Source organism: Deinococcus aestuarii, assembly GCF_018863415.1.
Lineage (GTDB): Bacteria > Deinococcota > Deinococci > Deinococcales > Deinococcaceae > Deinococcus > Deinococcus aestuarii.
The window spans coordinates 512,083-534,143 of record NZ_JAHKSN010000001.1 but is presented as its reverse complement, the minus strand read 5'-3'; the positions used below and the strand labels follow the sequence as shown (position 1 = coordinate 534,143).

General features: G+C 69.6%; 24 protein-coding genes. 12 read left to right on the top strand and 12 right to left on the bottom strand.

The genetic code is table 11. The features are described from left to right. The first annotated feature begins 225 nt into the window (after positions 1 to 225). Together IC605_RS02600 and aspS are read left to right on the top strand one after the other, a co-directional pair. Positions 226 to 708, top strand: a complete 483-nt coding sequence (locus tag IC605_RS02600; protein WP_216318464.1) for a GreA/GreB family elongation factor — start codon at positions 226 to 228, stop codon at positions 706 to 708. 257 nt (positions 709 to 965) lie between these two features. Beyond that, entirely contained in the window at positions 966 to 2,285 is a 1,320-nt protein-coding gene (gene aspS, locus IC605_RS02595) for an aspartate--tRNA(Asn) ligase (RefSeq protein ID WP_216318461.1), read from the top strand. 188 nt (positions 2,286 to 2,473) lie between these two features. Here aspS and IC605_RS02590 read toward each other — a convergent pair whose 3' ends face one another. After that, entirely contained in the window at positions 2,474 to 2,995 is a 522-nt protein-coding gene (locus IC605_RS02590; RefSeq protein WP_216318458.1) for a pyridoxamine 5'-phosphate oxidase family protein, read from the bottom strand. 123 nt (positions 2,996 to 3,118) lie between these two features. Between IC605_RS02590 and IC605_RS02585 the strand changes: the two genes are divergently transcribed. Then, complete coding sequence (locus IC605_RS02585; RefSeq protein WP_216318455.1) at positions 3,119 to 3,859, top strand: alpha/beta hydrolase; 741 nt, start codon at positions 3,119 to 3,121, stop codon at positions 3,857 to 3,859. A gap of 2 nt (positions 3,860 to 3,861) precedes the next feature. After that, positions 3,862 to 4,269, top strand: coding sequence for an Imm7 family immunity protein (locus IC605_RS02580; protein WP_216318451.1), 408 nt, complete (start codon positions 3,862 to 3,864; stop codon positions 4,267 to 4,269). A gap of 49 nt (positions 4,270 to 4,318) precedes the next feature. Here IC605_RS02580 and IC605_RS02575 read toward each other — a convergent pair whose 3' ends face one another. The 8 genes from IC605_RS02575 to IC605_RS02540 all read right to left on the bottom strand — a co-directional run bounded on the left by IC605_RS02575 (position 4,319) and on the right by IC605_RS02540 (position 12,361). Further along, positions 4,319 to 5,386, bottom strand: a complete 1,068-nt coding sequence (locus IC605_RS02575) for a GDSL-type esterase/lipase family protein (RefSeq protein ID WP_216318448.1) — start codon at positions 5,384 to 5,386, stop codon at positions 4,319 to 4,321. Positions 5,387 to 5,550: 164 nt separating this feature from the next. Continuing rightward, entirely contained in the window at positions 5,551 to 5,808 is a 258-nt protein-coding gene (locus IC605_RS02570; protein ID WP_246580255.1) for an ATP-binding cassette domain-containing protein, read from the bottom strand. Between the two features lie 223 nt (positions 5,809 to 6,031). Beyond that, positions 6,032 to 7,336 (bottom strand): protoporphyrinogen/coproporphyrinogen oxidase, encoded by a 1,305-nt coding sequence (locus IC605_RS02565; RefSeq protein ID WP_216318445.1) that lies wholly within the window; start codon positions 7,334 to 7,336, stop codon positions 6,032 to 6,034. Positions 7,337 to 7,690: 354 nt separating this feature from the next. Next, positions 7,691 to 8,446 carry an ABC transporter ATP-binding protein gene (locus IC605_RS02560; protein WP_216318442.1) on the bottom strand — a complete coding sequence of 252 codons (756 nt, stop codon included), beginning with the start codon at positions 8,444 to 8,446 and terminating at the stop codon, positions 7,691 to 7,693. Beyond that, positions 8,443 to 9,171: an ABC transporter ATP-binding protein gene (locus IC605_RS02555; protein ID WP_343216480.1), complete on the bottom strand. Its 729-nt coding sequence runs from the start codon at positions 9,169 to 9,171 to the stop codon at positions 8,443 to 8,445. The genes IC605_RS02560 and IC605_RS02555 overlap by 4 nt, the downstream gene beginning before the upstream one ends. A 44-nt stretch (positions 9,172 to 9,215) precedes the next feature. Beyond that, on the bottom strand, positions 9,216 to 10,193 hold the full coding sequence (locus IC605_RS02550) for a branched-chain amino acid ABC transporter permease (RefSeq protein WP_216318435.1): 978 nt from the start codon (positions 10,191 to 10,193) through the stop codon (positions 9,216 to 9,218). Next, positions 10,190 to 11,050, bottom strand: a complete 861-nt coding sequence (locus IC605_RS02545; RefSeq protein ID WP_216318432.1) for a branched-chain amino acid ABC transporter permease — start codon at positions 11,048 to 11,050, stop codon at positions 10,190 to 10,192. The genes IC605_RS02550 and IC605_RS02545 overlap by 4 nt, the downstream gene beginning before the upstream one ends. Positions 11,051 to 11,200: 150 nt before the next feature. Continuing rightward, positions 11,201 to 12,361, bottom strand: coding sequence for an ABC transporter substrate-binding protein (locus IC605_RS02540; protein ID WP_216318427.1), 1,161 nt, complete (start codon positions 12,359 to 12,361; stop codon positions 11,201 to 11,203). 104 nt (positions 12,362 to 12,465) lie between these two features. On the opposite strand from IC605_RS02540, the gene IC605_RS02535 reads away from it, so the two are divergent. From IC605_RS02535 to IC605_RS02505, 7 genes are all read left to right on the top strand, one after another. Beyond that, positions 12,466 to 13,554 carry an alpha/beta fold hydrolase gene (locus IC605_RS02535; RefSeq protein ID WP_216318424.1) on the top strand — a complete coding sequence of 363 codons (1,089 nt, stop codon included), beginning with the start codon at positions 12,466 to 12,468 and terminating at the stop codon, positions 13,552 to 13,554. Beyond that, positions 13,547 to 14,287, top strand: a complete 741-nt coding sequence (locus IC605_RS02530) for an alpha/beta fold hydrolase (RefSeq protein ID WP_216318421.1) — start codon at positions 13,547 to 13,549, stop codon at positions 14,285 to 14,287. The genes IC605_RS02535 and IC605_RS02530 overlap by 8 nt, the downstream gene beginning before the upstream one ends. Beyond that, positions 14,284 to 15,021 carry a CoA transferase subunit A gene (locus tag IC605_RS02525; RefSeq protein ID WP_216318417.1) on the top strand — a complete coding sequence of 246 codons (738 nt, stop codon included), beginning with the start codon at positions 14,284 to 14,286 and terminating at the stop codon, positions 15,019 to 15,021. The genes IC605_RS02530 and IC605_RS02525 overlap by 4 nt, the downstream gene beginning before the upstream one ends. A gap of 1 nt (position 15,022) precedes the next feature. Beyond that, complete coding sequence (locus IC605_RS02520) at positions 15,023 to 15,652, top strand: CoA transferase subunit B (RefSeq protein WP_216318414.1); 630 nt, start codon at positions 15,023 to 15,025, stop codon at positions 15,650 to 15,652. A 65-nt stretch (positions 15,653 to 15,717) separates the two neighbouring features. Then, the gene (locus IC605_RS02515) at positions 15,718 to 15,966 is read left to right on the top strand and encodes a hypothetical protein (protein ID WP_216318412.1); all 249 of its coding nucleotides are present in this window, start codon (positions 15,718 to 15,720) and stop codon (positions 15,964 to 15,966) included. A 16-nt stretch (positions 15,967 to 15,982) separates the two neighbouring features. Next, complete coding sequence (locus IC605_RS02510) at positions 15,983 to 16,597, top strand: hypothetical protein (protein WP_216318409.1); 615 nt, start codon at positions 15,983 to 15,985, stop codon at positions 16,595 to 16,597. A 9-nt stretch (positions 16,598 to 16,606) separates the two neighbouring features. Beyond that, complete coding sequence (locus IC605_RS02505; protein WP_216318406.1) at positions 16,607 to 16,846, top strand: hypothetical protein; 240 nt, start codon at positions 16,607 to 16,609, stop codon at positions 16,844 to 16,846. On the opposite strand, the gene IC605_RS02500 is transcribed toward IC605_RS02505, so the two are convergent. The 3 genes from IC605_RS02500 to IC605_RS02490 form a co-directional block, all read right to left on the bottom strand. Beyond that, on the bottom strand, positions 16,829 to 18,184 hold the full coding sequence (locus IC605_RS02500; protein WP_216318403.1) for a cytochrome P450: 1,356 nt from the start codon (positions 18,182 to 18,184) through the stop codon (positions 16,829 to 16,831). The two genes, IC605_RS02505 and IC605_RS02500, sit on opposite strands and share 18 nt — an antisense overlap. Positions 18,185 to 18,287: 103 nt before the next feature. Beyond that, positions 18,288 to 19,085 carry a bacteriorhodopsin gene (locus IC605_RS02495; protein ID WP_216318400.1) on the bottom strand — a complete coding sequence of 266 codons (798 nt, stop codon included), beginning with the start codon at positions 19,083 to 19,085 and terminating at the stop codon, positions 18,288 to 18,290. Next, the gene (locus tag IC605_RS02490) at positions 19,082 to 19,942 is read right to left on the bottom strand and encodes a hypothetical protein (RefSeq protein ID WP_216318397.1); all 861 of its coding nucleotides are present in this window, start codon (positions 19,940 to 19,942) and stop codon (positions 19,082 to 19,084) included. Before IC605_RS02490 ends, IC605_RS02495 begins: the two co-directional genes overlap by 4 nt. Positions 19,943 to 20,366: 424 nt before the next feature. Between IC605_RS02490 and IC605_RS02485 the strand changes: the two genes are divergently transcribed. Then, positions 20,367 to 22,031 (top strand): acyl-CoA carboxylase subunit beta, encoded by a 1,665-nt coding sequence (locus tag IC605_RS02485; protein ID WP_216318394.1) that lies wholly within the window; start codon positions 20,367 to 20,369, stop codon positions 22,029 to 22,031. Positions 22,032 to 22,061: the final 30 nt, after the last annotated feature.

Sequence of the window (22,061 nt, the reverse complement as noted above, 5' to 3'; positions counted from 1 at the left end):
CCTGCAACGTTCGTTGGCCCACGCCCGGTCTCGGGGAGGGGTGGCCTTGCCGCCCCGCTTTGTAAAGCGACCTTGGTCAATTTCTTCCCTGGGGTTGTCCCTGCGGCGGGTCAGATTGGACCGGCAGTGGCGGTCGGCGGCGCCCCCGCTCCGGGTGCAATCCGGCAGGGGCCGCGCTCCGTCTCTCTTCCCGGCCACGGGGAGGGCCACCCACAGGAGGGACATATGGCAGAACAGATTCCCATGACGGCGGAGGGGTACCGGCGCCTGGAAGAGACGTTGCAAAAGGAACGCGAGCGCCGAGAGGCCGCCACCGAGACCATCGCGGCCCTGCGTGACGACACCGGCGACATCGAGGACCGCAACCTGGAGGCGTCCCAGATCGATCTCCCCAGCATGGACGCCCGCATCTTCGAGCTCGAAGACGTGCTCGCGCGCGCGGTGATCGTCGAGACGCTTCCCGGAGAGGAGGGCAAGGTCGGTATCGGCTCGGTCGCCGTGTTGCGCGACGAGGACCAGGGCCGGGAGATGCAGGTCCAGCTCGTGAGCGCGGTCGAGGTGACGGCCCTCACGGAAGGCGTGACCCAGGTCAGCGAGGACAGCCCGGTCGGCAAGGCCCTGCTGGGACGGCAGGTCGGCGAGGCCTTCGAGGTGGAGGTCGGGGAGCGGCACGTGCGCTACACCGTGAAGAGCGTCGGTGCGGGTTGAGGGCCGGGGGAGCCCAGACCCCCCGGCCCTGCCTAGCCGCCCGCGTTGACCTGTCGACGGTGCCCCCGCTACACTTGCCGGCATGACCGCGGCCCACGCGAACGCTGTGCTGGCGAACAACGTGAAGGACGATCCCCGCTAGGGGACGCCCTCGCCGCCGCGCCGCGCCCCCGACTTCCCCACGGAGTCGGGGCCTTTTTTTGAAGCACAGCTTGTTGAAGCGCCGCCCGATCCATCCCGTCCAAAGGAGCCCGACCGTGACCACCGAACCTGCCGTCCACCTCCAGCGCACCCTCACCCGCGAGCTGCCCGGGCATGAGGGCCAGACCGTCCGGCTGCAAGGCTTCCTGCACGCCCGCCGCGACCTGGGGGGCGTGCAGTTTCTGGTCCTGCGCGACCGGAGCGGCGTGGCCCAGTGCGTCGGCAGCGGCCTGAGCCTGCCCCTCCCCGAGAGCAGCATCGAGGTCGTGGGCAAGGTGAAGGCCCACCCCAAGGCCCCCGGCGGCTTCGAGGTCCAGGTCGAGAGCCTGCGCGTCCTGACCGCCGCGGTCGAGCCCCCGCCCGTCGAGATTCCCAAGATGGAGTGGAACGTCAACCCGGAGACGATGCTCGACTACCGGGTCGTCACCGTGCGGGGGCTCAAGGAGCGCGCGGCCCTCAAGGTTCAGGCCGAACTCGTGGCGGCCTTCCGCGACCACCTGACCGCGGAGGGCTTCACCGAGATCAGCACGCCCAAGATCGTCTCGGCGGGGGCGGAGGGCGGGGCGAACCTCTTTCCCATCGACTACTTCGGGCACCCGGCGTACCTCGCCCAGAGCCCGCAGCTCTACAAGCAGATCATGGTGGGCGTCTTCGAGCGCGTCTTCGAGGTCGCGCCCGTCTACCGCGCCGAGGAGCACGCGACGAGCCGCCACCTCAACGAGTACCTCAGCCTGGATGTGGAGATGGGCTTCATCGAGTCCGAGGAGGACGTGATGGACCTCGAAACCCGCCTCCTCGGGGCGATCATGACCCGGCTGAGGGAACGCGCCCAGGCTGAGTTCCAGCTTCTCGGCGCGACCATTCCCGACGTGCCCGCCCGCATTCCCCGCATCACCCTGATGGACGCGCGCAAGCTCGTCACCGAAAAGTACGGCCACCCGGTCGGCGGCAAGGACCTCGACCCGGAGGCCGAGCGCCTGCTGAGCCAGCACTACGCGGAGGAAGAGGGCACCGACTTCGTGTTCGTGACGAAGTACCCGCGCGCCGCCCGGCCCTTCTACGCCCACCCCGAGTTGAACGCGGACGGCACGGTCAACCCGGAGATCACACGCGGCTTCGACCTGCTCTTCCGCGGCATCGAGATCACCTCGGGCGGGCAGCGCATCCACGACCACGCGATGCTGATGGACTCCATCGCGTCCTATAAACTCAACCCCGAATCTCTGACGGGCTACACCGAGGTCTTCAAATACGGGATGCCCCCCCACGGCGGCTTTGCCATCGGGGCCGAGCGGCTGACGGCGAAGCTGCTGGGCATCGCCAACGTGCGCTATGCCCGCGCCTTCCCGCGCGACCGGCACCGGCTGACGCCCTGAGGGCGCTGCTAGAGCATTTGACACACCACCGGGTGTCATGCTGAGCGAAGCGAGGCATCCCGTCTTCCCGGGAATGGACCCTTCGCCTCGCTCAGGCTGACAACTGTTCTTTTGTCAAACGCGCTAGAGGTCGAGGGGTCCAGGCAAATCATCTTCCTGGACCCCTCGACTTTCTGGCTCCTCGACCCTTAGCCGTTTCCCTCCAAGTCGAGCTTCACGTCCTTGCCGGGGGGCGTCTTGCCGCCGCTGGCGAGCGTCCGGGCGAACGCCACGACCTTGCCGATGCCGCTGGCCGGGCCGTCCCAGTATTCGGCCCGCTGCGGCGTGACCTTGATCAGGGTCAGGTTGGGGTCGTCCACGCCATCGGGGAAAAAGGCCTTGAGGGGCGGCTTCCACAGATCGCGCATCTTTTCCCGGTCGTCCACCTGCTCGGCGGTGCCCGACACATCGACCCACAGGTTCTTGTCGGGGTTGTTGTAGCCCAGGTGGACCTGCCGGTTGGCCTGAATGTCGGTGACCTTGTGGCTGTCGCGGTAGGTGAAAAACCACAGGTCACCGTCGAACTCGGCCTCCTGGGTCGCCATCGGGCGCCCGTGCAGGCTGCCGTCCTGCGAGACGGTCGTGAACGTGGCGAAGCGCACCCCCCTGATCTTCTCGGCGAGCAGTTGGGCGGCCTCCTGCGGGTCGGTCACGTGCTGCGGCTCGGTCATGTCGCCTCCTTTCCGGGCAGTGTAGGCGGGAGGGAACAGGCGTACTTTGAGCGGAGGTTAGGCCTCTCGTGCCCGTCCTCTCACGCGCGCCACTTCCCCCCGGCCCTCTGCCATCATCCCCGCATGGAACAGTTCGCGCAGTTCAAGGTGGGCGCCCAGCGCGTCTACGGCATGGTCCACGTCCCCGAAGGCGAGCGGCCCGCGCCGGGGTGGCCTGCCGCCGTCATCCTGCACGGCTTCACCGGCAACCGGGGCGGCGACCACCGCCTGCTGCCCCTGCTCTCGCGCTTTCTCGCGGCCCGGGGCGTGGCGTCCCTGCGCTTCGACTTCCGGGGCAGCGGAGAGTCCGAGGGCGAATTCAACGAGATGACCGTTGCCCGCGAGGTCGAGGACGTGGAGGCGGCCTTCGACTACGTGCGCGGCCTGCCCCTGCTCGACCCCGAGCGGGTGATGCTGCTGGGCTTCTCGATGGGCGGTCTCGTCGCGGCCCTCGCCGCCGAGCGGGTGCGGCCCCACCGCCTCGCCCTGTGGGCCCCCGCCCTGCCCGAGCTGTGGCTGCCCCTCCTGCGCGGCGGCTACGCCCCGCCCGTGATCCTCGACTACGGCGGCTGGCCCGTCGGGCGCGAGTTTCTGCTGGAGATGCCGCGCCTGCGTCCCCTGGAGGCGGCTACCCGCTGGGGCGGCGTGGCCCGCGTCTTCCACGGCGACGCCGACCAGGTGTGCCCCCCCGCCTTCGGGGTCCGCTATGCCCAGGCCCTCGGCTGCGATGCGGTGGCTATCCCCGGCGCCAATCACACCTTCGACTCGCTGGAGGCGGTGGAGATGCTGTACCGGGAGACGGCGCGGTTCCTGACGGGGGGGTAGGGGTGTTCGAATTTCACGGATGGTTCGCGCTTCGGGATTCAACCTCTGAGATAGACGATCAAAAGATGTGGGGCATCGTGGCGCGCCTCCGGGAACGTATCCGGAGATTGGGCTGGGAGTCCTCCGCCTCCGCAGAAGTCCGGCCCATGAACGGGACGTACTTTCTGTTCGTCCACGGCAACCTCAACCGCAGGGGGTCCTACGGTCCAGAGTTAGATGACCTGCTCGTCTCCGTGGCGTCAGAGGCGCCCGGCTCCTATGGCGTGATGGACTGGCGCGACTCGGAACGAGGCAACGATGATTTCACCATCAAGGTGATGGCACGAGGACGACTCATAGATCACCCTGATCCTTTTCTCTCGCCTGTCATCTCCACCGTCGAGGACGCCTGGGAACCCGGTATGGAATGACGGCGGGTTCCCTCCTTCGGCGCCCTACCGTCAAAAACGAGGTCGGGCCTCAACGCCGCGTGTCCAAATCCGTCCCGAACTGCCCATTCATGAACACAGCCAGTTCCCGGGCAAAACGCTCGTGCGCGAAGCTGCTTGGATGCACGCCGTCGAGGCTGAACGACCGCCCGAAGGGGGAGGACGCGGTGGGGATCAGGGGAGGTTTCGGCAGCGTGTCGAGCACCCGCGTCACGTCGAAGACGGGGACCCTGCGGGCGGCGGCGATCTCGCGGATGGCGGCGTTGTAGCCCTCCACAATGCGTTGCGACTGCGCGTACTCGGCGCCGGTCAGCGCCTCGGGGGAAGTGCAGGAGAGGGGGTTTTCCCGGCTGGCCCGCGCCACGATGACGCTGCCGAAGGACACGTCCTGCCCCCGGCAACTGTCGTCCACCAGCCCGGCGAGTCGAAGCCGCTGCACCGAGATCAGTGCGGGCACCCGCGTCACGTCCGGTACCGTCATCAAGACGAGGTAACGGGCGCCCCCCGCCAGCAGCCGGTTCACCAACGCCGTGTAGTCGGCGCGGAAGCTCTCCAGTGGCGTGGACTGGTCGGGCCGTCCGCGCAGGGTGGGCAGGAGCACGTCGTTGTTGCCGATCCACACGGTGACGAAGAGGGGACGGCGGGCCAGCGCCGCTTCGAGCTGGGTGGTGCCGGGGCCCAGGATGGCCCGGTAGAGGTCGGCGTCGTAGAGTTGCGGGTCGGGGTCGGTCACCCGCGTGTCGGTGCTGCGCAGAACGTCACCCACCTTCGCGCCGGGCACGGCCACCACCGGGGACACGACGCCGGGCTGGCGCAACGCGCAGTTCCTCTGCCCCGTCACGCCCACCGGGGGGGGACAGCCCGGGTCCCGCACCTCGGGCATGGGGACGTTCAGTCCCGCCCGCTCGCCCAGCAGCCGGGGGTAGGCCGCCCGCTGCGACGCCGCCGTCAGCCCGCCCGACTGGAACCCGGCGGTGATGCTGTCACCCACCGCCACGTAGCGGGTAAAGGGCACGGCGTCCGGGCGCGGGGTGTGGGCCGTCTGCCTCGGGGCGCAGGCCGCGAGCGCGAGCAGGGCGAGGAGCAGGAGTCGTTTCATGGCACCACCTTGGTCGGGAGGAGGGAAGTCGGCCTGACGGTTTCCGGGTCTTCTCGCAGAGGTTACCCTTCCCCGGCGCCCTCCGACTGCACGGAGGAGACCCCTCCTACGGCCAAGGGCGCGGGAGTGCCACGTCCCACGCCCTTCGCCCTCTGCCCCTCGCTCTACAGCGCCAGGTACGCCTCCCGCACCTTCGGGTCCGCCAGCAGCGCCGCCCCCGTTCCCGTATTCACCACCTGCCCGTTTTCAAGGACATAGGCGCGGCCAGCGAGCTTGAGACTCAGGCCGACGTTCTGTTCGACGAGCAGGACGCTCACGCCCTCCTGGTTGACGGCCTTCAGCGCTTCGAAGACCGTCTGGGTCATCAGCGGCGAGAGACCCAGGGAGGGCTCGTCCACCACCAGGACGCTCGGGCGGGCCATCAGCGCGCAGGGTATGGGCCGTCTGCCTCGGAGCACAGGCGGCAAGTGCGAGCAGGGCGAGGGGCAGGGGGTCACTTCGTGGCACAACCCTGGAGGAGGAAGGGCTGACCTTCTGGCGGGGCTCAGGGGGTGAGTCGCGGAAGTTCGGCTTTACTGGAAGACCGAGACCTTCCCCCTACGTTCCTTCTCCCGAGAGCGACACGGTTGCGTACGCCTTGTCCGGCTAGGCCTGGAAACCCGTGGATACCGGGTTCTCCGAGAGCCGCCGCGCCACGTTCATCGCCCGGTGCACCGCACCGTCGGAGTTGATGTAGAGCCATTCACCGAAACGGCCTACGCAATGCACGTCGTGGGCGGCGTAGTGGTCAAGGATGGTCCGGCGCGCGTCTGCCCAGGCGTGGTCGTACACCGGGTACGCCAGGGGGAGGGTGACCACCGAGCTGGCGGTCGGCCGCTCTCCGGCGCCGATCACGTTCATGCGGGTCAACGAGTCCAGCACCCGCTCAAACAGGCCCTCACGGTCCACCGGCTTGTGGGCCGAAAACGACACTTCCGCCTGGACGGAAAAGCCCGGGGCCCCGCCAGGCCGGGGGGTGGAATTGGCGTTGAACACGAGCTTGTGGAAAGGGTCGCGGGGGTCGGCGGAGTACAGCCGCTGCATCTCGGTCATGGCAGGACGGCCGAATACCAGATTCACCAGGTGCAGCGAGTTGTGCCGCAGCCGATCCGCCGCCTCTTGGACCTTGGGTGGAACCTGCCGCGTCGATCTCACAAGTGCCGTGAGCGGGATGGTGGAGACGAGCCCCTCGTACTCGTATGTCCGGCCCTGGTCGGTGTGCACGCGGCGTGCCTCCAGGTCGAGTTCCAGCGCCGCCTCGTGACGGAGGTTGGGCCTGACGGCCTCGACCAGGGGCGTAAAGAAGCCCTCGAAGCCGCCCCGCAACGGGTAGCTGACCTGGGCGTTGTCGAAGGACGTGAAGTCCCGGCGCCGCAGGGCCCCGTCGAGCACTTCGGCAAAGTCCGGGCGGACGATCCGTTGTCCCGTCCACTCCGGGTAGATGTCGTCGAGGGGATGGGCCCAGACCTTCTCGTTGTAAGGCACCATGAAGTGCCGCGCGATGCCTGACCCGAAGGTCGCCCCGATCCAGCTCAGCAGGTTGGTCGCCTCGCCCGGCTCGCCCTGCCGCGCCGCCTCATGCAGACCCAGCAGGCAGTCGTGCACGATCTCGTGCGGGAGGCCGTGCAGGTTGGCCTGAAACGGATAGGGGACGACCGCGCCGTGCGAGTGCACCCAGGCGGAGCGTGGCTGGGTGTAAACGGCCCCATCCAGCAGGTTCCACAGTAATTCGCGCACAGGCTCGTGCCTCGTAAAAAAAGCGTGCCCCCCCAAATCGAAGGTCAGGCCCCCCAGCTCGAACGAACGGCACAGCCCGCCGGGTGTCTCATTTTTCTCCAGCACGACATACTCGCGCTCCAGATGATACGCCGCACTCAGACCTGCCGGTCCTGCCCCCAAAATCACAATCATAGGTTTCCCTTCCGCTGCCGCCGACTGGTCAGACTTCCGACCAGGCCGAGCAATCAAATAGCCGACGACCTCCCCCTCACCCCTGTCATGAGGTGTGTTCGGCTTCCCGTCCCGGCTGGTCTTGTTGACTCTACAGCAAATTGCTTCGTTAAGTTCTTCACACTATGGGGGTCAGTGAGGCTCGCTGGTATCCCTTGACGACTCTGGCCGAAATGAGTGGGAATACGGCGAGCCCCCTCCTTCGAGGTCGTGTGCTGAAGGACAGGAGAAGGGCGCGGGTGTCATGTCCCACGCCCTCTCCCACGGCCGCTCATTCCGAACTCGCCCGACAGCCCCCGGGGCTTGACAGGTCTCTCACAGCGCCAGGTACGCCTCCCGCACCTTCGGGTCCGCCAGCAGCGCCGCCCCCGTTCCCGTGTTCACCACCTGCCCGTTTTCAAGCACATAGGCGCGGCCAGCGAGCTTGAGGCTCAGGCCGACGTTCTGTTCGACGAGTAGGACGCTCACGCCCTCCTGGTTGACGGCCTTCAGCGCCTCGAAGACCGTCTGGGTCATCAGCGGCGAGAGACCCAGGGAGGGCTCGTCCACCACCAGGACGCTCGGGCGGGCCATCAGCGCGCGGCCCACCGCGACCATCTGCTGCTCGCCGCCAGATAGGGTGCCCGCCAGTTGCCCCTGCCGTTCGCGCAACCGGGGAAAGAGGGTGTAGACGTGCTCCAGCGTCTGCGGCTGTGCGGCCCGCGCCTCGGCACGCATCGCCGCCCCGAGTTCGAGGTTCTCGCGCACGGTCATCAGCGGGAAGAGTTCGCGGCCCTCGGGCACGTGCCCCAGCCCCAGACCGACGATGCCGCTCGGCGTGGCGCGGGTGATGTCCTGCCCGCCGAGGAGGATGCGCCCGCCCGTGGGCCTCACCACCCCGCTCACCGCGCGCAGGGTGGTCGTCTTGCCTGCCCCGTTCGCCCCGATCACGGCGACGAACTCGCCGGGTTCGACCCGCAGGCTCACCCCCCACAGCACCTGCACCTTGCCGTACCCGGCCGTCAGGTTCTCGATGACGAGTTCCTGGCCCTGGGTCCGCGGAGTTGTCGAATTCGCCTGGGTCGCCGTCATGCGTGCAGTCCCTCCTCGGTGCCCAGGTAGGCGGCGACCACCTGCGGATTCGCCGTCACCTCGCGGTAGGTGCCCTCCGCCAGCACCTGCCCCTGGTCCATCACGACCACCCGGTCGGCGAGGTCGCGCACCACGGGCATGATGTGTTCGATGAAGAGGACGCTGACCCCGCTGTCGCGCACGCTCCGAACGAGGGCGACGGCCTCCTGCGCCTCGGCGGGGCGGAGTCCGGCCATCACCTCGTCGAGCAGCAGGACGCGGGGCTGGGTGGCGAGGGCGCGGGCCACCTCCAGCCGCTTGTCCTGAAGTAGGGTGAGTTCGTGCGCCGCCTTGTCCGCGTGCGCGGCGAGCCCGGTGCGTTCCAGCAGGTCGTAAGCCCGCTCGCGCGCCCCCGGCAGCGTCGTCCCCCGCTTGCCGAACAGCGCCCCGACCGTCACGTTCTCGTGGACCGTCATCTCGGGAAAGGGCCGCACGATCTGGAAGGCGCGGCCCAGCCCCGCGTGGCAGCGCGCCTCCATGCTCTCCTGCGTCACGTCCCGCCCGAGCAGGTGCAGCCGCCCCGAGGAGGGCCGGTACACGCCCGAGAGCAGGTTGAGCAGCGTCGTCTTGCCCGCCCCGTTCGGCCCGATCACCGCCAAAATCTCGCCCACGTACTGGCTGAAGCTGACGTTCTGCACGGCCAGAAGGCCCCCGAACCGCTTGCTCAGCCCCTCGGCCCGCAACACGACTTCCTTCTGGCTGACCGCTGACGGCTGAAAGCTGACCGCTGTCACAACTCCCCCCCCCGCTTCCCCTTCCTGAACAGCCCCATCAACCCGCGCGGCAGCCACAGGATCGAGAGCATCAGCACCAGCCCGTACACGACGAGGTAGCCATTCTTGATGTAGTTGTGCAGGATTTCCTCGGCCACCCGCAGCACCGTCGCCCCCAGGATCGGCCCGAGGGTGGTGTAGAGCCCGCCGAAGATGCTCGTCGTGAGCGGCGCGATGGAGTTGGCGAGGCTGAAGGTCTCCAGGGGGTTGATGAAAAAGGTCTTCCCGGCGAAGAGCACCCCGCCCAGCGCCGCCAGGAACGAGGAGATGAAAAAGGCGAGCAGCTTGTACCGCACGATGCTGACGCCAAGGACCCGCGCCGTCTCCTCCCCCTGCCGGATCGCGGCGAAGGCGTGGTGCAGCCGGGTGAAGCGCACCGCGAGGCTCACCAGGGCGGTAAGGAGCAGGACGGCGAGGGCCAGGAAGTACTGCGCCCGCGCATTCCCACCCAGCAGCGCCGGGACGAGCAGCCCGTTCGCGCCGCCCGCCACCGACTCGGGCAGGTTCTGGATGACCGTCCGCACGACCTCCGTGAAGGCGAGCGTGGCGATGGCGAAGTACATCCCGCTCAGGCGCATCGTCACCGCGCCCAGGATCAAGCTGACCAGCCCGGCGATCAGGGCCGCGAGGGGCATCGCCAGGAACCAGGGCACGGCCTTGCTCAGCAGCGCGAAGCCGTACGCCCCCAGCCCGTAGAAGGCGGCGTGCGCGAGGCTGACCTGACCGCTGCGTGCCAGGATGTCCCACGACAGCGCCAGGACGCCCGCCACGACGGTAAAAAAGGCGATCTGAAGCAGGTACTCCGCCCGCGCCCCCAGCGGCAGGAAGGGGAAGGCGAGCGCGAGCAGAAAGAAGAGGGCCAGCGGCACGAACGCCCGCCCGGTGAAGTCGGGTCGGCGGCTGACCGTCCGGGTGGCCTCGATCACGCGGCTCACCTGGCCCCCCGGAACGAGCGGAAGACCAGCGTGGCGAAGATCAGCAGGAAGAACACCGCGTCGCTCCACCCGCCGCCGCCCGGCACGTAGGTCTGCACCAGCGCCTCGGACACGCCGAGGACCACCGAAGCCCACAGCACGCCCGTCAGGTTGCCCAGCCCCGCCATGACGATAATCGCAAAGGCCTTGAGGGCGAACACCAGCCCCACCGTCGGCGAGGCGAAGAGCAGCACGGCGACGAGGACGCCCGCCACCGCCGCCAGCCCGCACGACACCCCGAAGGCGATGAGATACACCCGGTCCACGTTGATCCCGATGAGCTGCGAGCCCCGGCGATTCTGCGCCACCGCCCGCATCTGCCGCCCCAGGGTCGTGCGGTACAGCACCGCGTACAGCCCGGCCAGGATCGCCACCGCGAACCCGAACGCGATGAGCTTGGGCCCGCCGACGCTGAGTTCCCCGAGGCTGATCGAACTGCCCTGGTACGTCGTGGTGACCGTGCGCGTGTTGCCGCCCAGTAGCATCAGCGCGAGGTTTTGTAGCAAGATGCCCAGCCCGAAGGTCAGAAGCATCTGGTTGAGTTCGGGGGCCAGCAGCACGTGCCGGATGCTCACCCGGTAGGTCAGCGCCCCGACCGCGAAGACCGAGGCGGCGGCCAGCGGCAGCGAGAGCAGGGGATCGACACCCAGGTAGGTGCTCAGGCCCCAGGCGAGGAAAGCGCCGATCATCAGGAACTCGCCGTGCGCGAAGTTCACGATCCCGACCACGCCGACCGCCAGCGCCAGCCCCGACGCGACGAGCGCGTAGATGCCGCTTTGCAGCAGGCCGTTGAGGAGGGTCTGGAAAAACAGGTCCATAGGGAAGGCTCCGTTGAAGTGACGAGCCGCCTCGCGGGGGGAGACGGCTCGGGGGGCGGTCAGCTCTCAGCTTTCAGCGATCAGCAAAAACTTAGGGGGCGGAGGCGTGGGCCTTCTCGGGCTGATGGCTGACGGCTGACCGCTGAGGGTTTACTTGTTCCACACCATCGGCTTCTGCGCGAACTTGATGGGATAGACCGGCACGCGGCCCTCCCCCTGGAACTGGAAGTGCAGCCAGTTTCCGGCCTTGAAGCCCTGGTACTGGGTTTTGTTGCTCTTCGAGAAAGTCAGCGGGCCGAAGGGCGTGGGCGTGTTCGTCCCCGCGAGGGCGGCGGCCACCTTGTCCTTGTCGGTGCCCCCCGCCTGATTGATCGCGGCGGCGAGCGTCTTGAGGTTCACGTAGGCGAGGGGCGCGAAGTATTCCTCGGTCACGTTGCCGAACTTCTTGCGGTAGGCGGCGACGAACTTGCGGCTCTCGGCCTGCGGGCTGGAGGGAAGCCACAGGCTCAGGCCCGCGATGTTGTCGGCAAGCTGGTTTTTCTCGAAGCCCACCGGCCACGAGGGCGGCGTGCCGTAGACCAGCCCGACTTGCAGGTTCTGCTGCTTGATCTCGGTGGCGAGCGGCAGGGCGTCGGTGTCGTAGCCCACCCAGTAGAAGATGTCCGGCCTGGCGGCCTTCGCCTTGCTGATCAGCGGCCCGAAGTTGCCGCTGCCCGTCTTGAACTTCTCGGTCATCACGACGTTGAAGCCCGCCTTCTTGAAGGCCGCCACCGTGTCGCCTATCCCCGCGCTGCCGAAGGGACCGTCCTCGTAGGCGATGGCGATGTTGCGCGCCTTTTTCTGGGTCTTGAGGGTGTTGAAGTACCCCAGGATCGCCTCGAAGTTGTAGTACGACCAGGGGTGGTAGTGGAAGAAGTACCGGTGGTCGGCGAAGGCGTCCTCGACGGGCACCGCCGCCGCGCCGATCCAGGCCATAAAGGTGTTGTACTGCTTGGCCGGGCCGCTGATGGCGATGCTCGTGGCGCTGCTCACGCCGCCCGCCATGAAGTCCACCCTGTCCACGGTCACGAGCTTGACGAACTCGGGCACGGCCTTGGCGGGGGAGGAGCCGTCGTCGGCGAACTCCAGCTCCAGGGGCTTGCCGAGCACGCCGCCCGCTTTGTTGATCTCGTCCAGCGCCAGGAGGTAGCCGTTCCTGGCCGCCTGACCGGAGACGCTGCTCGCTCCCGAGAGGGGAAGCAGCACGCCCACCTTCACCGCGCCCGCGCTGGAGAGCGCGAGCAAAACGCCCGTCAGAAGCATCTTTTTCATGTTCGCCTCGGAGTGTAGGGGAGAGACATTACTCGTCTGTTACACCCCGGGCCCACCCTGCCCTGTGACCGCCCCGTAACGCCCCCCTCCTACCCTCTTCGGTAATGCGACAAGACGAAGAGGGCCAGGCGGGCGGGGCACCGCCGGGGGCGTTCACGCTGGAGGTGACGGCTCCGCTCGGCGGCGAGCGCGTGCCCGTGCGGCTGGGCGTGCAGACCTGGGGACGGCTGGGTGCGGCGCGCGACAACGCCGTCTTGGTGTGCCACTACTACACGGGCACGTCCCAGGCGGCGGGCGTGGACGCGGACGGGGTGCCCGGCTGGTGGGACTCCCTGATCGGACCGGGCCGCGCGGTGGACACCGACCGCTTTTTTGTGGTGGCGATGAACACCCTGTCCAACGTGCAGGTCCACGACCCCCGGGTGGTGACCACCGGGCCGGATACCGCGCACCCGGAGGGAGGCCCGTGGGCGGAGCGTTTCCCCGCCTGGACCTTCGCCGACCTCCACGCCCTGCAACTCGCGCTGCTGCGGCACCTGGGCGCCCAGAGGTGGCACGCCGTCGTCGGCCCCAGCTTCGGGGGAATGCAGGCCCTCCAGTGGGCGGCCCGGTCGCCGGACCTCGCCCCGCGGGTGGCCGCCGTCGGCACCAGCCCGTGCGCGGGGCCGGTGCTGCGCGGGGCCTTCGGGCCGCTGCTGCGCGACGTGGCCGCCCCCGGGGGGCTTACCGGGGCGCTGCGGCTGATCTCGCTCTTCGGGCTGGGGGCGGAGGCGCTGGAGCGCACCTTCCGGGAGGCCGACTTCGAGGCGTACCTGAGAACGCGGGCGGGCACGGCGAGCCTCGCGCACATCCTCGACATCGCGCGGGTGGTGGAGACGCATGACCTGAACGAGGTGGCGCCGCGCCCCGACCTCTTCGCCCGCTGGCGGAACGCGGGGTTGCGGCTCCTGACGGTGAACATCCGGGGCGACCTGTTCTTCCCCTCGGCCGAGATGCGGACCTTCGCCGAGGCGAGTCGGGCGGCGGGCGTGCCCCACACCCACCTGGAGTTCGACTCGGCGCACGGGCACCTGGGCTGCGTGGCGGACACGGCGCCCTTCGCGCCCCTGCTGCGCGGCCTGCTGGAAGACACCCTGCCCCTCGTGCCGCTCCCGCCCGAGCCCCTCGGCACCGGGGACGTGCCCCATGCCTGAACGGGTCCTCGTCGCCCTGCACGGCAATTTCGCGTCGGCGGCATGGTGGGACGATCTCGTCGCCCACCCCCCGGCGGGCTGGCGCGTCCTCGCCCCCGACCTGCCGGGGTTCGCCGGGACCGGGCATGAGGGAGAGGTCAGTATCGGGGCGTACGCGGACTGGCTCGGCACCTGGCTGCGGGATCAGGGCGTCACCCGGCCCGTGCTGCTGGGGCACAGCCTGGGCGGGGCGGTCGCGCTGGAGTTCGCCGCCCGCGATCCGGGAGCCCTCTCCGGCCTGATCCTCGCCGCGAGCGCGCCCCTCTCCGGGCTTGTCACGCCCGAGGAGAATTACCCGGTGCTCGACCTCCTGCGGACGAACGCGGCCCTGCGCGAGGTCAGCCTGGGTGCGCTCTTTCCCTCCGCCCGGCCCGCCAACTTCGCGCGGCTGGTCGAGGACGGCGGGCGGATGGCGGGCACGCACTACGCCGGGAACGCCCGCGCCCTCGCGGCCTGGAGCGTGGACCCCGCGCGGCTCGGCGGGCTGTCCGTCCTCGTGATCGGCGGGGACCTCGACACCCTCGTCACCCCCGAGATGGTGCGGGCGCTGGCGGCGGCGCTGGGCCGGGAGGCGATTATCCTGGGCGGGCGCGGGCACGGCTTCCCGCAGGAGGACCCGGGGGCCTTCCGCGCCCACCTGGAGGACTTTCTGAAAACGTTGCCGGTCGGCGGCTCTACAGTGGAGGCTCGATGAACAAGGTGTACGAGAACGCCGCGCAGGCGTTGCAGGACGTGGTGAGAGACGGCCAGACGGTCGCCGTGGGCGGCTTCGGGCTATGTGGCATCCCCGAAGGGCTCATCCTCGCCCTGCGCGACAGCGGCGCGAAGGACCTCACCGCCGTCAGCAACAACGCGGGCGTGGACGACTTCGGGCTGGGCCTGCTTCTCCAGACCCGCCAGATCCGGAAGATGATCTCCTCCTACGTCGGCGAGAACAAGGAGTTCGAGCGCCAGTACCTCAGCGGTGAGCTGGAACTCGAATTCACCCCGCAGGGCACCCTCGCCGAGCGGATGCGCGCGGGCGGCGCCGGGATTCCCGGCTTCTACACGAAGACGGGCGTGGGAACCCTCGTCGCCGAGGGCAAGGAGCACAAGGAGTTCGACGGCGAGACGTACATCCTGGAGCGGGGCATCGTCGCCGACCTCGCGCTCGTCAAGGCGTGGAAGGCTGACCGGGCGGGCAACCTCGTCTACCGCAAGACGGCGCGCAACTTCAACCCGATGGCGGCCACCTGCGGGAAAGTCACCGTCGCCGAGGTCGAGGAGATCGTGGAAGTCGGCGAACTCGACCCGGACGAGATTGATACCCCCGGCATCTTCGTGCAGCGGGTGGTGTTGAACGCCACGCCCGAGAAGCGCATCGAGCAGCGGACGGTGAGGAAGGTCGAGGCCCCGGCGACACCCGCCGCGACGGGAGAGGAGGTCTGACATGCCCTGGACGAGAGACGAGATGGCCCGCCGCGCCGCGCAGGAGTTGCAAGACGGCTACTACGTGAACCTGGGCATCGGCCTGCCGACGCTGGTCGCCAACCACATCCCGGAAGGGGTGAGCGTGTGGCTCCAGTCCGAGAACGGCCTGCTGGGCATCGGCCCCTTCCCCACCGAGGACGAGGTGGACCCCGACCTGATCAACGCGGGCAAGCAGACGGTGACGGCGCTGCCGGGGGCGAGCTTTTTCTCCAGCGCCGACAGCTTCGCGATGATCCGGGGCGGGCACGTTAACCTCGCCATCCTGGGGGCGATGCAGGTCAGTGAAACGGGCGACCTGGCGAACTGGATGATCCCTGGCAAGATGGTCAAGGGCATGGGCGGGGCGATGGACCTCGTGGCGGGCGTGCAGCGCGTCGTGGTGCTGATGGAGCACGTGGCAAAGGGCGACGCGCACAAGATTCTGCGTGAATGCACCCTGCCGCTGACGGGCAAAGGCGTGGTGGACCGCATCATCACCGACCTCGGCGTGCTGGATGTCACCGCCGATGGGCTGAGGCTGGTCGAACTCGCCCCCGGCGTGACGTTGGGCGAACTGCACGCGAAGACGGGGGCGGAGATTCGGGAGTAGGAGAGGGGGCGGGCCGGGCGCATCTGCGGGGGCGTCCGGCTGTTCCGTTGCCTATCCTGCCCGGGATGAGCCGTGCCCCCCTGCTGACCCTCCTCGCCCTCCCGCTGGGTTACCTGCTGGGATGGCTGCTGTTCGGGCTGCCGGGGTGGGCCGTGGCTGTCGCCGTGCTGGGCGCGGCCCTCGCGCTGGCCGCCGGAGTGGGCGGGGGCCGGGGGCTGGGGGGCTTCGTGCGATTGCTGGCGCTGCTGCTACTCGCCGCCGGGATGCTGTGGCTGCTGGGAGGTGGGCTGCTTCTGGCCGGGATGGTCCTATAACCCGTTGCCTCTCGGTGTGGGCGGGCTGCTCGTGGTGCTGGTGGTGGGTCTAGTCGCCTTTCTTCTGCTCGGTGGGTTGACGCGGCGGCTGGCGAAGACGCCCGGCTCCCCGCTGCGGGCCAGTCCTGCCGCTCCCTTTCTGCTGGGCGCGGGGGTCCTGCTGTTCGCCTTCTTTCCCGCCGTGCGGGTGGACTGCCGGGGACTCCAGGCAGATTCCTTTCTGAGCCACGGCAGCGGCTTTTCCGGCCCCTCTGCCACCCAGAGCTTCTGGGCCAGAACGCCCGGGCTGATTCCCGACCGGGCCGAGTTGCCGGACGACTTCGTGGTGGACGGCGTGAGCGCCAGCGTCACCCGCTGCTTTCAGGACGGGCGGGGGAGACCGCGCCCCCTGGGCTTCCGCGCCAGCGAGCCGCTGCTGGTGGTGCATCTGACCGAACGGGTGCGGCCCGGGATGCGGGCCTCCGCCGCCGTCTTCACGCCGGGCGAACACCGCAAGCTGACTCCCTGGCTTCCCGCCGGGCCGCCCTACGGCCAGACGCGCACGCATAGACCGTACTTCTGGCCCGGCTGGGTCGTCTTTCCCGAAGCGCCCGCCTTGCCGCCGAGGTTGGAAAGGGCGCTGGAGCGTTGACTTACGCCCATGTCGCGTCTGCTCCGCCGCGTTTTCGCCCCGCTGTCGGGCCTCGGGATGGTGGCCTGCCTGTTCGGGGCGCTGTTCATGGGATTCGGTGCAGATTCACCCTTTCCCGAGGAGGTGGCGACAGTTTTTCTCGTCCTGAGTGGGTTCGGCGTGCTCGCGTTCGGTGTCGCCCTGTGGTGGCTGAACGGGCAGCTCGGCCGGGCCGCGCGGGTGGAGGGGAGGCTACCGCCCAGCCGCTGAGGCTGCCCGCACCCGCGCCTGCACCGTCCCGTCCGGCTTGAGCGTCACGCCCGCCACCAGCCCCGTCGGCCCGCCGCCCGGCACGTCCAGCGTGAAGTCGCGCAGCACGAGCGCGGCGATGATCGCGGCCTCCATCAGGGCGAGGTGGTTGCCGATGCACATCCGCGCGCCCGCCCCGAAGGGCATGAAAGCCTCCGGCGTGCGCCCCCCGCCCAGCCACCGCTGGGGCCGGAAGGCGTCGGGCTGATCCCAGTACCGCGCGTTCCGTTGCAGCAGGAAGATGTTGACGCTGACGTTGGTCCCCTCGGGCAGGGGGACGCCCGCCACCGTGACGGGTTCGGTGGCCTGACGGGGGACGAGCCACGCGGGCGGGTACAGCCGCAGCGTTTCCTGGATGCAGGCGTTGAGCAGGGGAAGGTTCCGCGCGTCGCCCGCCGTCGGTGTCCGGTCCCCCAGGACCTCCCGCACCTCGGCCTGCACCCGCCCGCGGACCCCCGGGTGGCGGGACAACTCCAGAAACAGGAAGGTCAGCAGCGTGGCGGTGGTCTCGTGCCCGGCCAGGAAGAGGGTCATCACCTCGTCGCGCAGCTCGGCGTCGCTCAGGCCGCCCCCTCCCTCCTCATCCCGCGCGGCGAGCAGCATTCCCAGCAGATCGCCTCCCTCCGAGCCCGAGGCCCGACGCTCGCGGATGATGCGGTGAACGATCCCGTCGAGGGCCCGCGCCGCCGCCCGCTCGCGCCAGAGGGAGGGGGTGGGAAGTTCCCAGTCCACCACCGACCGCACCCGGTTCGTCGTGCGGGTCAGCAGGGGGGGCAGCTCGCGCTCGACCACCCGCAGGTCGCGCTCCTCTAGCGCCGCCCCGAACAGCACCGCCGCCACCGCCCGCAGGGTGACGTGCAGCATCTCGGAGGCCACGTCCACCTCGTCCCCCGACTGCGAGGCCGCCTCCAGACGGGCGAGCAGGGGCCGGGTCGCCTGCGCGATCTCCGTTGCCATCCCCTCCAGCGCCGCGTGGTGGAAGGCGGGCTGCATCAGGCGGCGGTGCGAGCGCCAGACCTCGCCCTCGGCGGTCAGCAGCCCGTTTCCCAGGAAGTCCTGCATCTTCTGGATGCCGCGTCCCTTGCGGAAGCTGCCCGCCCGAGTCACGAGGACCTCGCGCGCCGCTCCCGGTTGCGCCACCACGAGCACGTCGCGCGGGCCGAAGCGCAGGCGGAACACGTCCCCGTAGGCGGCGCGGCTGTGGCGCAAGAACCCCAGCGCGTCGCGCCGCAGCTCGGGGAGGTTGCCCAGCACGCCGTGTCCGCGTGGGCCGTCCGGCCAGCCGGTGACCTGTGTCATGGCGGCATTATGGTGCCTGCGGCGCGGGCCGACGGCAAGGGCGAGCCTGGGGCGGCGGGGGCTATCCCAGGCTCGCGGAGCGGTCGGTGGCCGTCCTCCCAGCCTACGAGCGCACGGCCTCGCGCGGGGCTTCCAGGCCCAGCAGCATCTCCTCGCTGAGGGTCTTCTCGCGGGCGACGGCGTAGATCATCAGGCCGTAGAACACCTTGGCGCAGATGTCGGCGACCGAGTGCCCGACCTGCCCGAGCGCGAAGGCGGGCGCCCCCGTGAGGCCCAGCAGCGGGAGGGCGTACACCAGGGGGTGCAGGCTCCACGAGGCGACCAGCAAGACGCGCAGCCGGGTGAACAGCTCGCGCACGCGCGGGGTCTCGAAGCTCAGCACGCCGCGCAGCTCGCTCCACAGCACGAACAGGATGTACGCGAAGGGCACGCACGACGCCGCGCCCCACAGGGCCCGCAGGCCGAGGTTCTCGCGCTGCACCTCGCCGACGTACCCCAGCCCGATCATCACGACGGCCGCGACGGCGAGCCGCGCCACCAGGCTGGCACTCTTGCGCCGCCCGATGTCGAGCACCAGCATCAGCGCGGCCAGGATCAGGGGCACCGTGCCCAGCCAGTCGGCGTAGCGGAAGGCGTCGGCGAAGGGCTGGCCGGTGGGGACGTACGCGCCGCCCTGAAGGGCGTAGGCCGCCTTCCAGCCGCCCAGGAGCTGCCAGTAGTGGTAGCACGCCATCCCGACGGCGGCCGCCATCAGGCTCAGCGCGAGGCGGTAGGCGCTCGCCACCTGCGAGCGCAGCAGGACGAACAGCAGCGCCGCGCCGCCCATCAGGGCGGTGGTGAGGTTCAGGGCGTTGAGGATCAGCAGGTGCTGACCCGGGGTCAGGGGCATCAAGTCGTTCATTCGCTCTCCGGGCGCGGGGCGCCGTGGGTGAGGCCGTGGGTGAGGGGAGCGGAGTGGTCTTGCCGCGGGGCACCCGCGACGCGCCGCAGATGCCCGGCCAGCACCCGCCGCAGCTCGCCGGGCTCGGTGGTGGCGTGCTGGTCGCGCACCAGGGCGAGCAGCCTCGGGGCCCGTTCGTCGAGTTCCTCATGCAGCTCGCGCTCGAACGCCTGCCACAACTCCTCGGCCGTCACAGAGGGGGGAGGCGGGGCGTCCTCCACGGGCAGGGCGGGCGGGGCGGGGCGCTCGTCGGCGTACAGCAGTGCGGGCAGCTCGCGCGGGGTCCAGGCGATCACCGTCTTGCGGTACCCCGCCGTGCTGTCGGGCAGGGGAGCCTGGAGAGGCGCGCCGCCGCGCAGATGCCAGATGTGGTGGTGCGTCGCCCCGCGTTCCAGCAGCACCACGCCCTCGAAGCCCCGAACGGTGAGGTCCGACAGCAGCGCGGGCTCGTGCGCGGGAAGCGGCTGGGCCAGCGCCACGGCCCGCCCGTCCACCGAGGCCAGGGCGAGCGCAGCCTGCTCGGCCCCCAGCGTGAAGGCGTGGACCGTGGCGTGCCGCGCGGCGCGCAGCAGGGTCTCCGCCGCCTCCACAGGCGGGAAAGTGCCGTACACGGCGTGCACCAGGCGGCCGTGGTGCAGCAGCAGCCACCCCCGGGCGCCCCCGGGCAGGTCCAGCTCAAACAGCCCCGTGAACCCCGCCGCCCGCCGCTGGGCAAAGGTGGTGCCGAAGGTCGAACTGGGCAGGTACTCTCCCGCTGTCCGGCGACGGGTCAGCAGCCGAAGGACGTGCGCGACGGGTGAGGACACCTCCGCCGTCATGGGCGTCCCCCCCGCGCCGTGCGGTCAAGGTGCTGCCGTCCTGTGCCGCCCGCCGCCCCAGGGGAACGGCCACGGCGGCGCCACGTCCAACGCCCGTCCATCCCTCGCGGTCGGGGACGGGTCTTTCCAGGTGCGCTCGTCATACCTCTCTTGTAGAAGGGTGGTCATCACAAGAACCTTTTCCCGCCGACCTCAAGAGTGTTCGCGCCCACAAAAGCTCGGGGAGGTCCGGCCTGGCGTTCTCAGGATGAGGAGCCAGGCTCGCCCTGCGTGTGGGCGACGGTTCCCTGCCGACGCCCTCAGGCTGGGGACCCCGCCGCGCCCGTTCCCCGCTCCTCGGGAAGGCGCCCGGTGAGCGGCCCGCACGGTGGGTGTCCTCCACCCCTCCCACAACTAACGAACGCTTGTTAGACTGCTCGCACAGATGACCTCCTCCGATCCCCCCGTTCAGGTTCCCGTCGCCTCCGCGTGGACGGACGCCCTCGCCCGCCTCGCCGCCGACCAGGCCCGGGTGCGCGCGGGTGGAGGTCCCCGGGCTCAGCAACGCCAGCACGAGAAGAGCCGCCTGACCGCCCGCGAGCGCATCGCCCGGCTGGTGGACGAGGGCACCGTGTTCGACGAGCTGATGACCTTCGCCGGGTGGGGCATGTACGAGGAGGTGGGCGGCTGCCCGAGCGGCGGCACCGTGACGGGCATCGGCCGGATTCAAGGCCGCCCGTGGATGATCGTCGCCAACGACGCGACGGTGAAGGCGGGGGCGTTCTTTCCCATCACCGCCAAAAAGGTCATTCGCGCGCAGACCATCGCCCTCGAAAACCACCTTCCCGTCGTGTACCTCGTGGACTCGGCGGGCGTGTACCTGCCCATGCAGGACGAAATTTTCCCCGACCAGGACGACTTCGGGCGCGTCTTCTACCTCAACGCGCGGATGAGCGCGAGGGGCGTCCCCCAGATCGCTGCGATCATGGGCAACTGCGTGGCGGGGGGTGCCTACCTCCCCGTCATGTGCGACACCCTGATCATGACCGAGGGCTCGGGCCTGTACCTCGCCGGTCCCGCGCTCGTGAAGGCGGCCATCGGGCAGGTCGTGGACTCCGAGGAGCTGGGCGGCGCGGCCATGCACGCCGGGATCGCCGGAACGGTGGACTACCGCGAGCCGGACGACGACGCGGCCCTCGCGCGGGTGCGCTCGCTCGCCGACCTGTACGCCCGGGGAGAGGTCGCCCTGTGGGCCAGGCGCCGGGCCGAGGTGCGGGCCGCCCCCGAGCGCGACCTCACCGGACTCGTCGGCTTCGACGGTTCCAAGACCTACGACGTGCGCGACCTCATCACGGCCCTCACGGACGGCGGTGAGTTCCACGAGTTCAAGGCCGAGTACGGTGAGACCATCGTGTGCGGCTTCGCGCGGGTGGGCGGCTACCCGGTGGGCTTCGTGGCGAACCAGCGCATGGTGATCAAGAAGAAGCTCAAGAGCGGCGGCGAGCCGGGCCTGCGCACCCGCATCGAGGTCGGCGGCGTGATCTACGGCGACTCCGCCGACAAGGCCGCGCGCTTCATCCTCGACGCGAACCAGGCGGGCGTGCCGCTGGTGTTCCTCTCCGACGTGACCGGCTTCCTGGTGGGCCGCGACAGTGAACAGGAGGGCATCATCCGCCGGGGCGCGAAGCTCGTGAACGCGGTGAGCAACAGCGTCGTCCCCAAGATCACCGTGATCACGGGCGGCTCGTTCGGCGCCGGGAACTACGCGATGAACGGCAAGGCGTACTCGCCCCGCTTCCTCTTCGCGTGGCCCAGCGCCAAGTACGCCGTGATGAGCGGCAACGCGGCGGCCAAGACGCTCCTCGACATCCAGCTCGCCGCCCTGAAAAGAGGCGGCCATGAGCCCGACGACGAGGAGTTGCAGGCCCTCTACCACGAGGTCAAGGCCAAGTACGACACCGAACTCGACCCCCGCTACGCCGCCGCCCGGTTGTGGGTGGACGAGATCATCCCACCCAACGACACCCGTGAGCGCCTGATCCGTGCTCTGGAAGCCTGCGCGCAGAACCCGGTGCAAGAAGAGTTCAAAGTGGGCGTGTTTCAGGTGTAGGCGCCGTTCTCCCTCCCTCCTCGTGGGGGA

What these genes read in the sequence shown, in the direction of transcription:
- IC605_RS02600 (WP_216318464.1), top strand. Translation starts at nt 226, where the DNA reads ATGGCAGAACAGATTCCCATGACGGCGGAGGGGTACCGGCGCCTGGAA.
- IC605_RS02590 (WP_216318458.1), bottom strand. Translation starts at nt 2,995, where the DNA reads ATGACCGAGCCGCAGCACGTGACCGACCCGCAGGAGGCCGCCCAACTG.
- IC605_RS02585 (WP_216318455.1), top strand. Translation starts at nt 3,119, where the DNA reads ATGGAACAGTTCGCGCAGTTCAAGGTGGGCGCCCAGCGCGTCTACGGC.
- IC605_RS02575 (WP_216318448.1), bottom strand. Translation starts at nt 5,386, where the DNA reads ATGAAACGACTCCTGCTCCTCGCCCTGCTCGCGCTCGCGGCCTGCGCC.
- IC605_RS02570 (WP_246580255.1), bottom strand. Translation starts at nt 5,808, where the DNA reads ATGGCCCGCCCGAGCGTCCTGGTGGTGGACGAGCCCTCCCTGGGTCTC.
- IC605_RS02565 (WP_216318445.1), bottom strand. Translation starts at nt 7,336, where the DNA reads ATGATTGTGATTTTGGGGGCAGGACCGGCAGGTCTGAGTGCGGCGTAT.
- IC605_RS02560 (WP_216318442.1), bottom strand. Translation starts at nt 8,446, where the DNA reads ATGACGGCGACCCAGGCGAATTCGACAACTCCGCGGACCCAGGGCCAG.
- IC605_RS02545 (WP_216318432.1), bottom strand. Translation starts at nt 11,050, where the DNA reads ATGGACCTGTTTTTCCAGACCCTCCTCAACGGCCTGCTGCAAAGCGGC.
- IC605_RS02540 (WP_216318427.1), bottom strand. Translation starts at nt 12,361, where the DNA reads ATGAAAAAGATGCTTCTGACGGGCGTTTTGCTCGCGCTCTCCAGCGCG.
- IC605_RS02535 (WP_216318424.1), top strand. Translation starts at nt 12,466, where the DNA reads ATGCGACAAGACGAAGAGGGCCAGGCGGGCGGGGCACCGCCGGGGGCG.
- IC605_RS02530 (WP_216318421.1), top strand. Translation starts at nt 13,547, where the DNA reads ATGCCTGAACGGGTCCTCGTCGCCCTGCACGGCAATTTCGCGTCGGCG.
- IC605_RS02525 (WP_216318417.1), top strand. Translation starts at nt 14,284, where the DNA reads ATGAACAAGGTGTACGAGAACGCCGCGCAGGCGTTGCAGGACGTGGTG.
- IC605_RS02520 (WP_216318414.1), top strand. Translation starts at nt 15,023, where the DNA reads ATGCCCTGGACGAGAGACGAGATGGCCCGCCGCGCCGCGCAGGAGTTG.
- IC605_RS02515 (WP_216318412.1), top strand. Translation starts at nt 15,718, where the DNA reads ATGAGCCGTGCCCCCCTGCTGACCCTCCTCGCCCTCCCGCTGGGTTAC.
- IC605_RS02505 (WP_216318406.1), top strand. Translation starts at nt 16,607, where the DNA reads ATGTCGCGTCTGCTCCGCCGCGTTTTCGCCCCGCTGTCGGGCCTCGGG.
- IC605_RS02500 (WP_216318403.1), bottom strand. Translation starts at nt 18,184, where the DNA reads ATGACACAGGTCACCGGCTGGCCGGACGGCCCACGCGGACACGGCGTG.
- IC605_RS02495 (WP_216318400.1), bottom strand. Translation starts at nt 19,085, where the DNA reads ATGAACGACTTGATGCCCCTGACCCCGGGTCAGCACCTGCTGATCCTC.
- IC605_RS02490 (WP_216318397.1), bottom strand. Translation starts at nt 19,942, where the DNA reads ATGACGGCGGAGGTGTCCTCACCCGTCGCGCACGTCCTTCGGCTGCTG.
- IC605_RS02485 (WP_216318394.1), top strand. Translation starts at nt 20,367, where the DNA reads ATGACCTCCTCCGATCCCCCCGTTCAGGTTCCCGTCGCCTCCGCGTGG.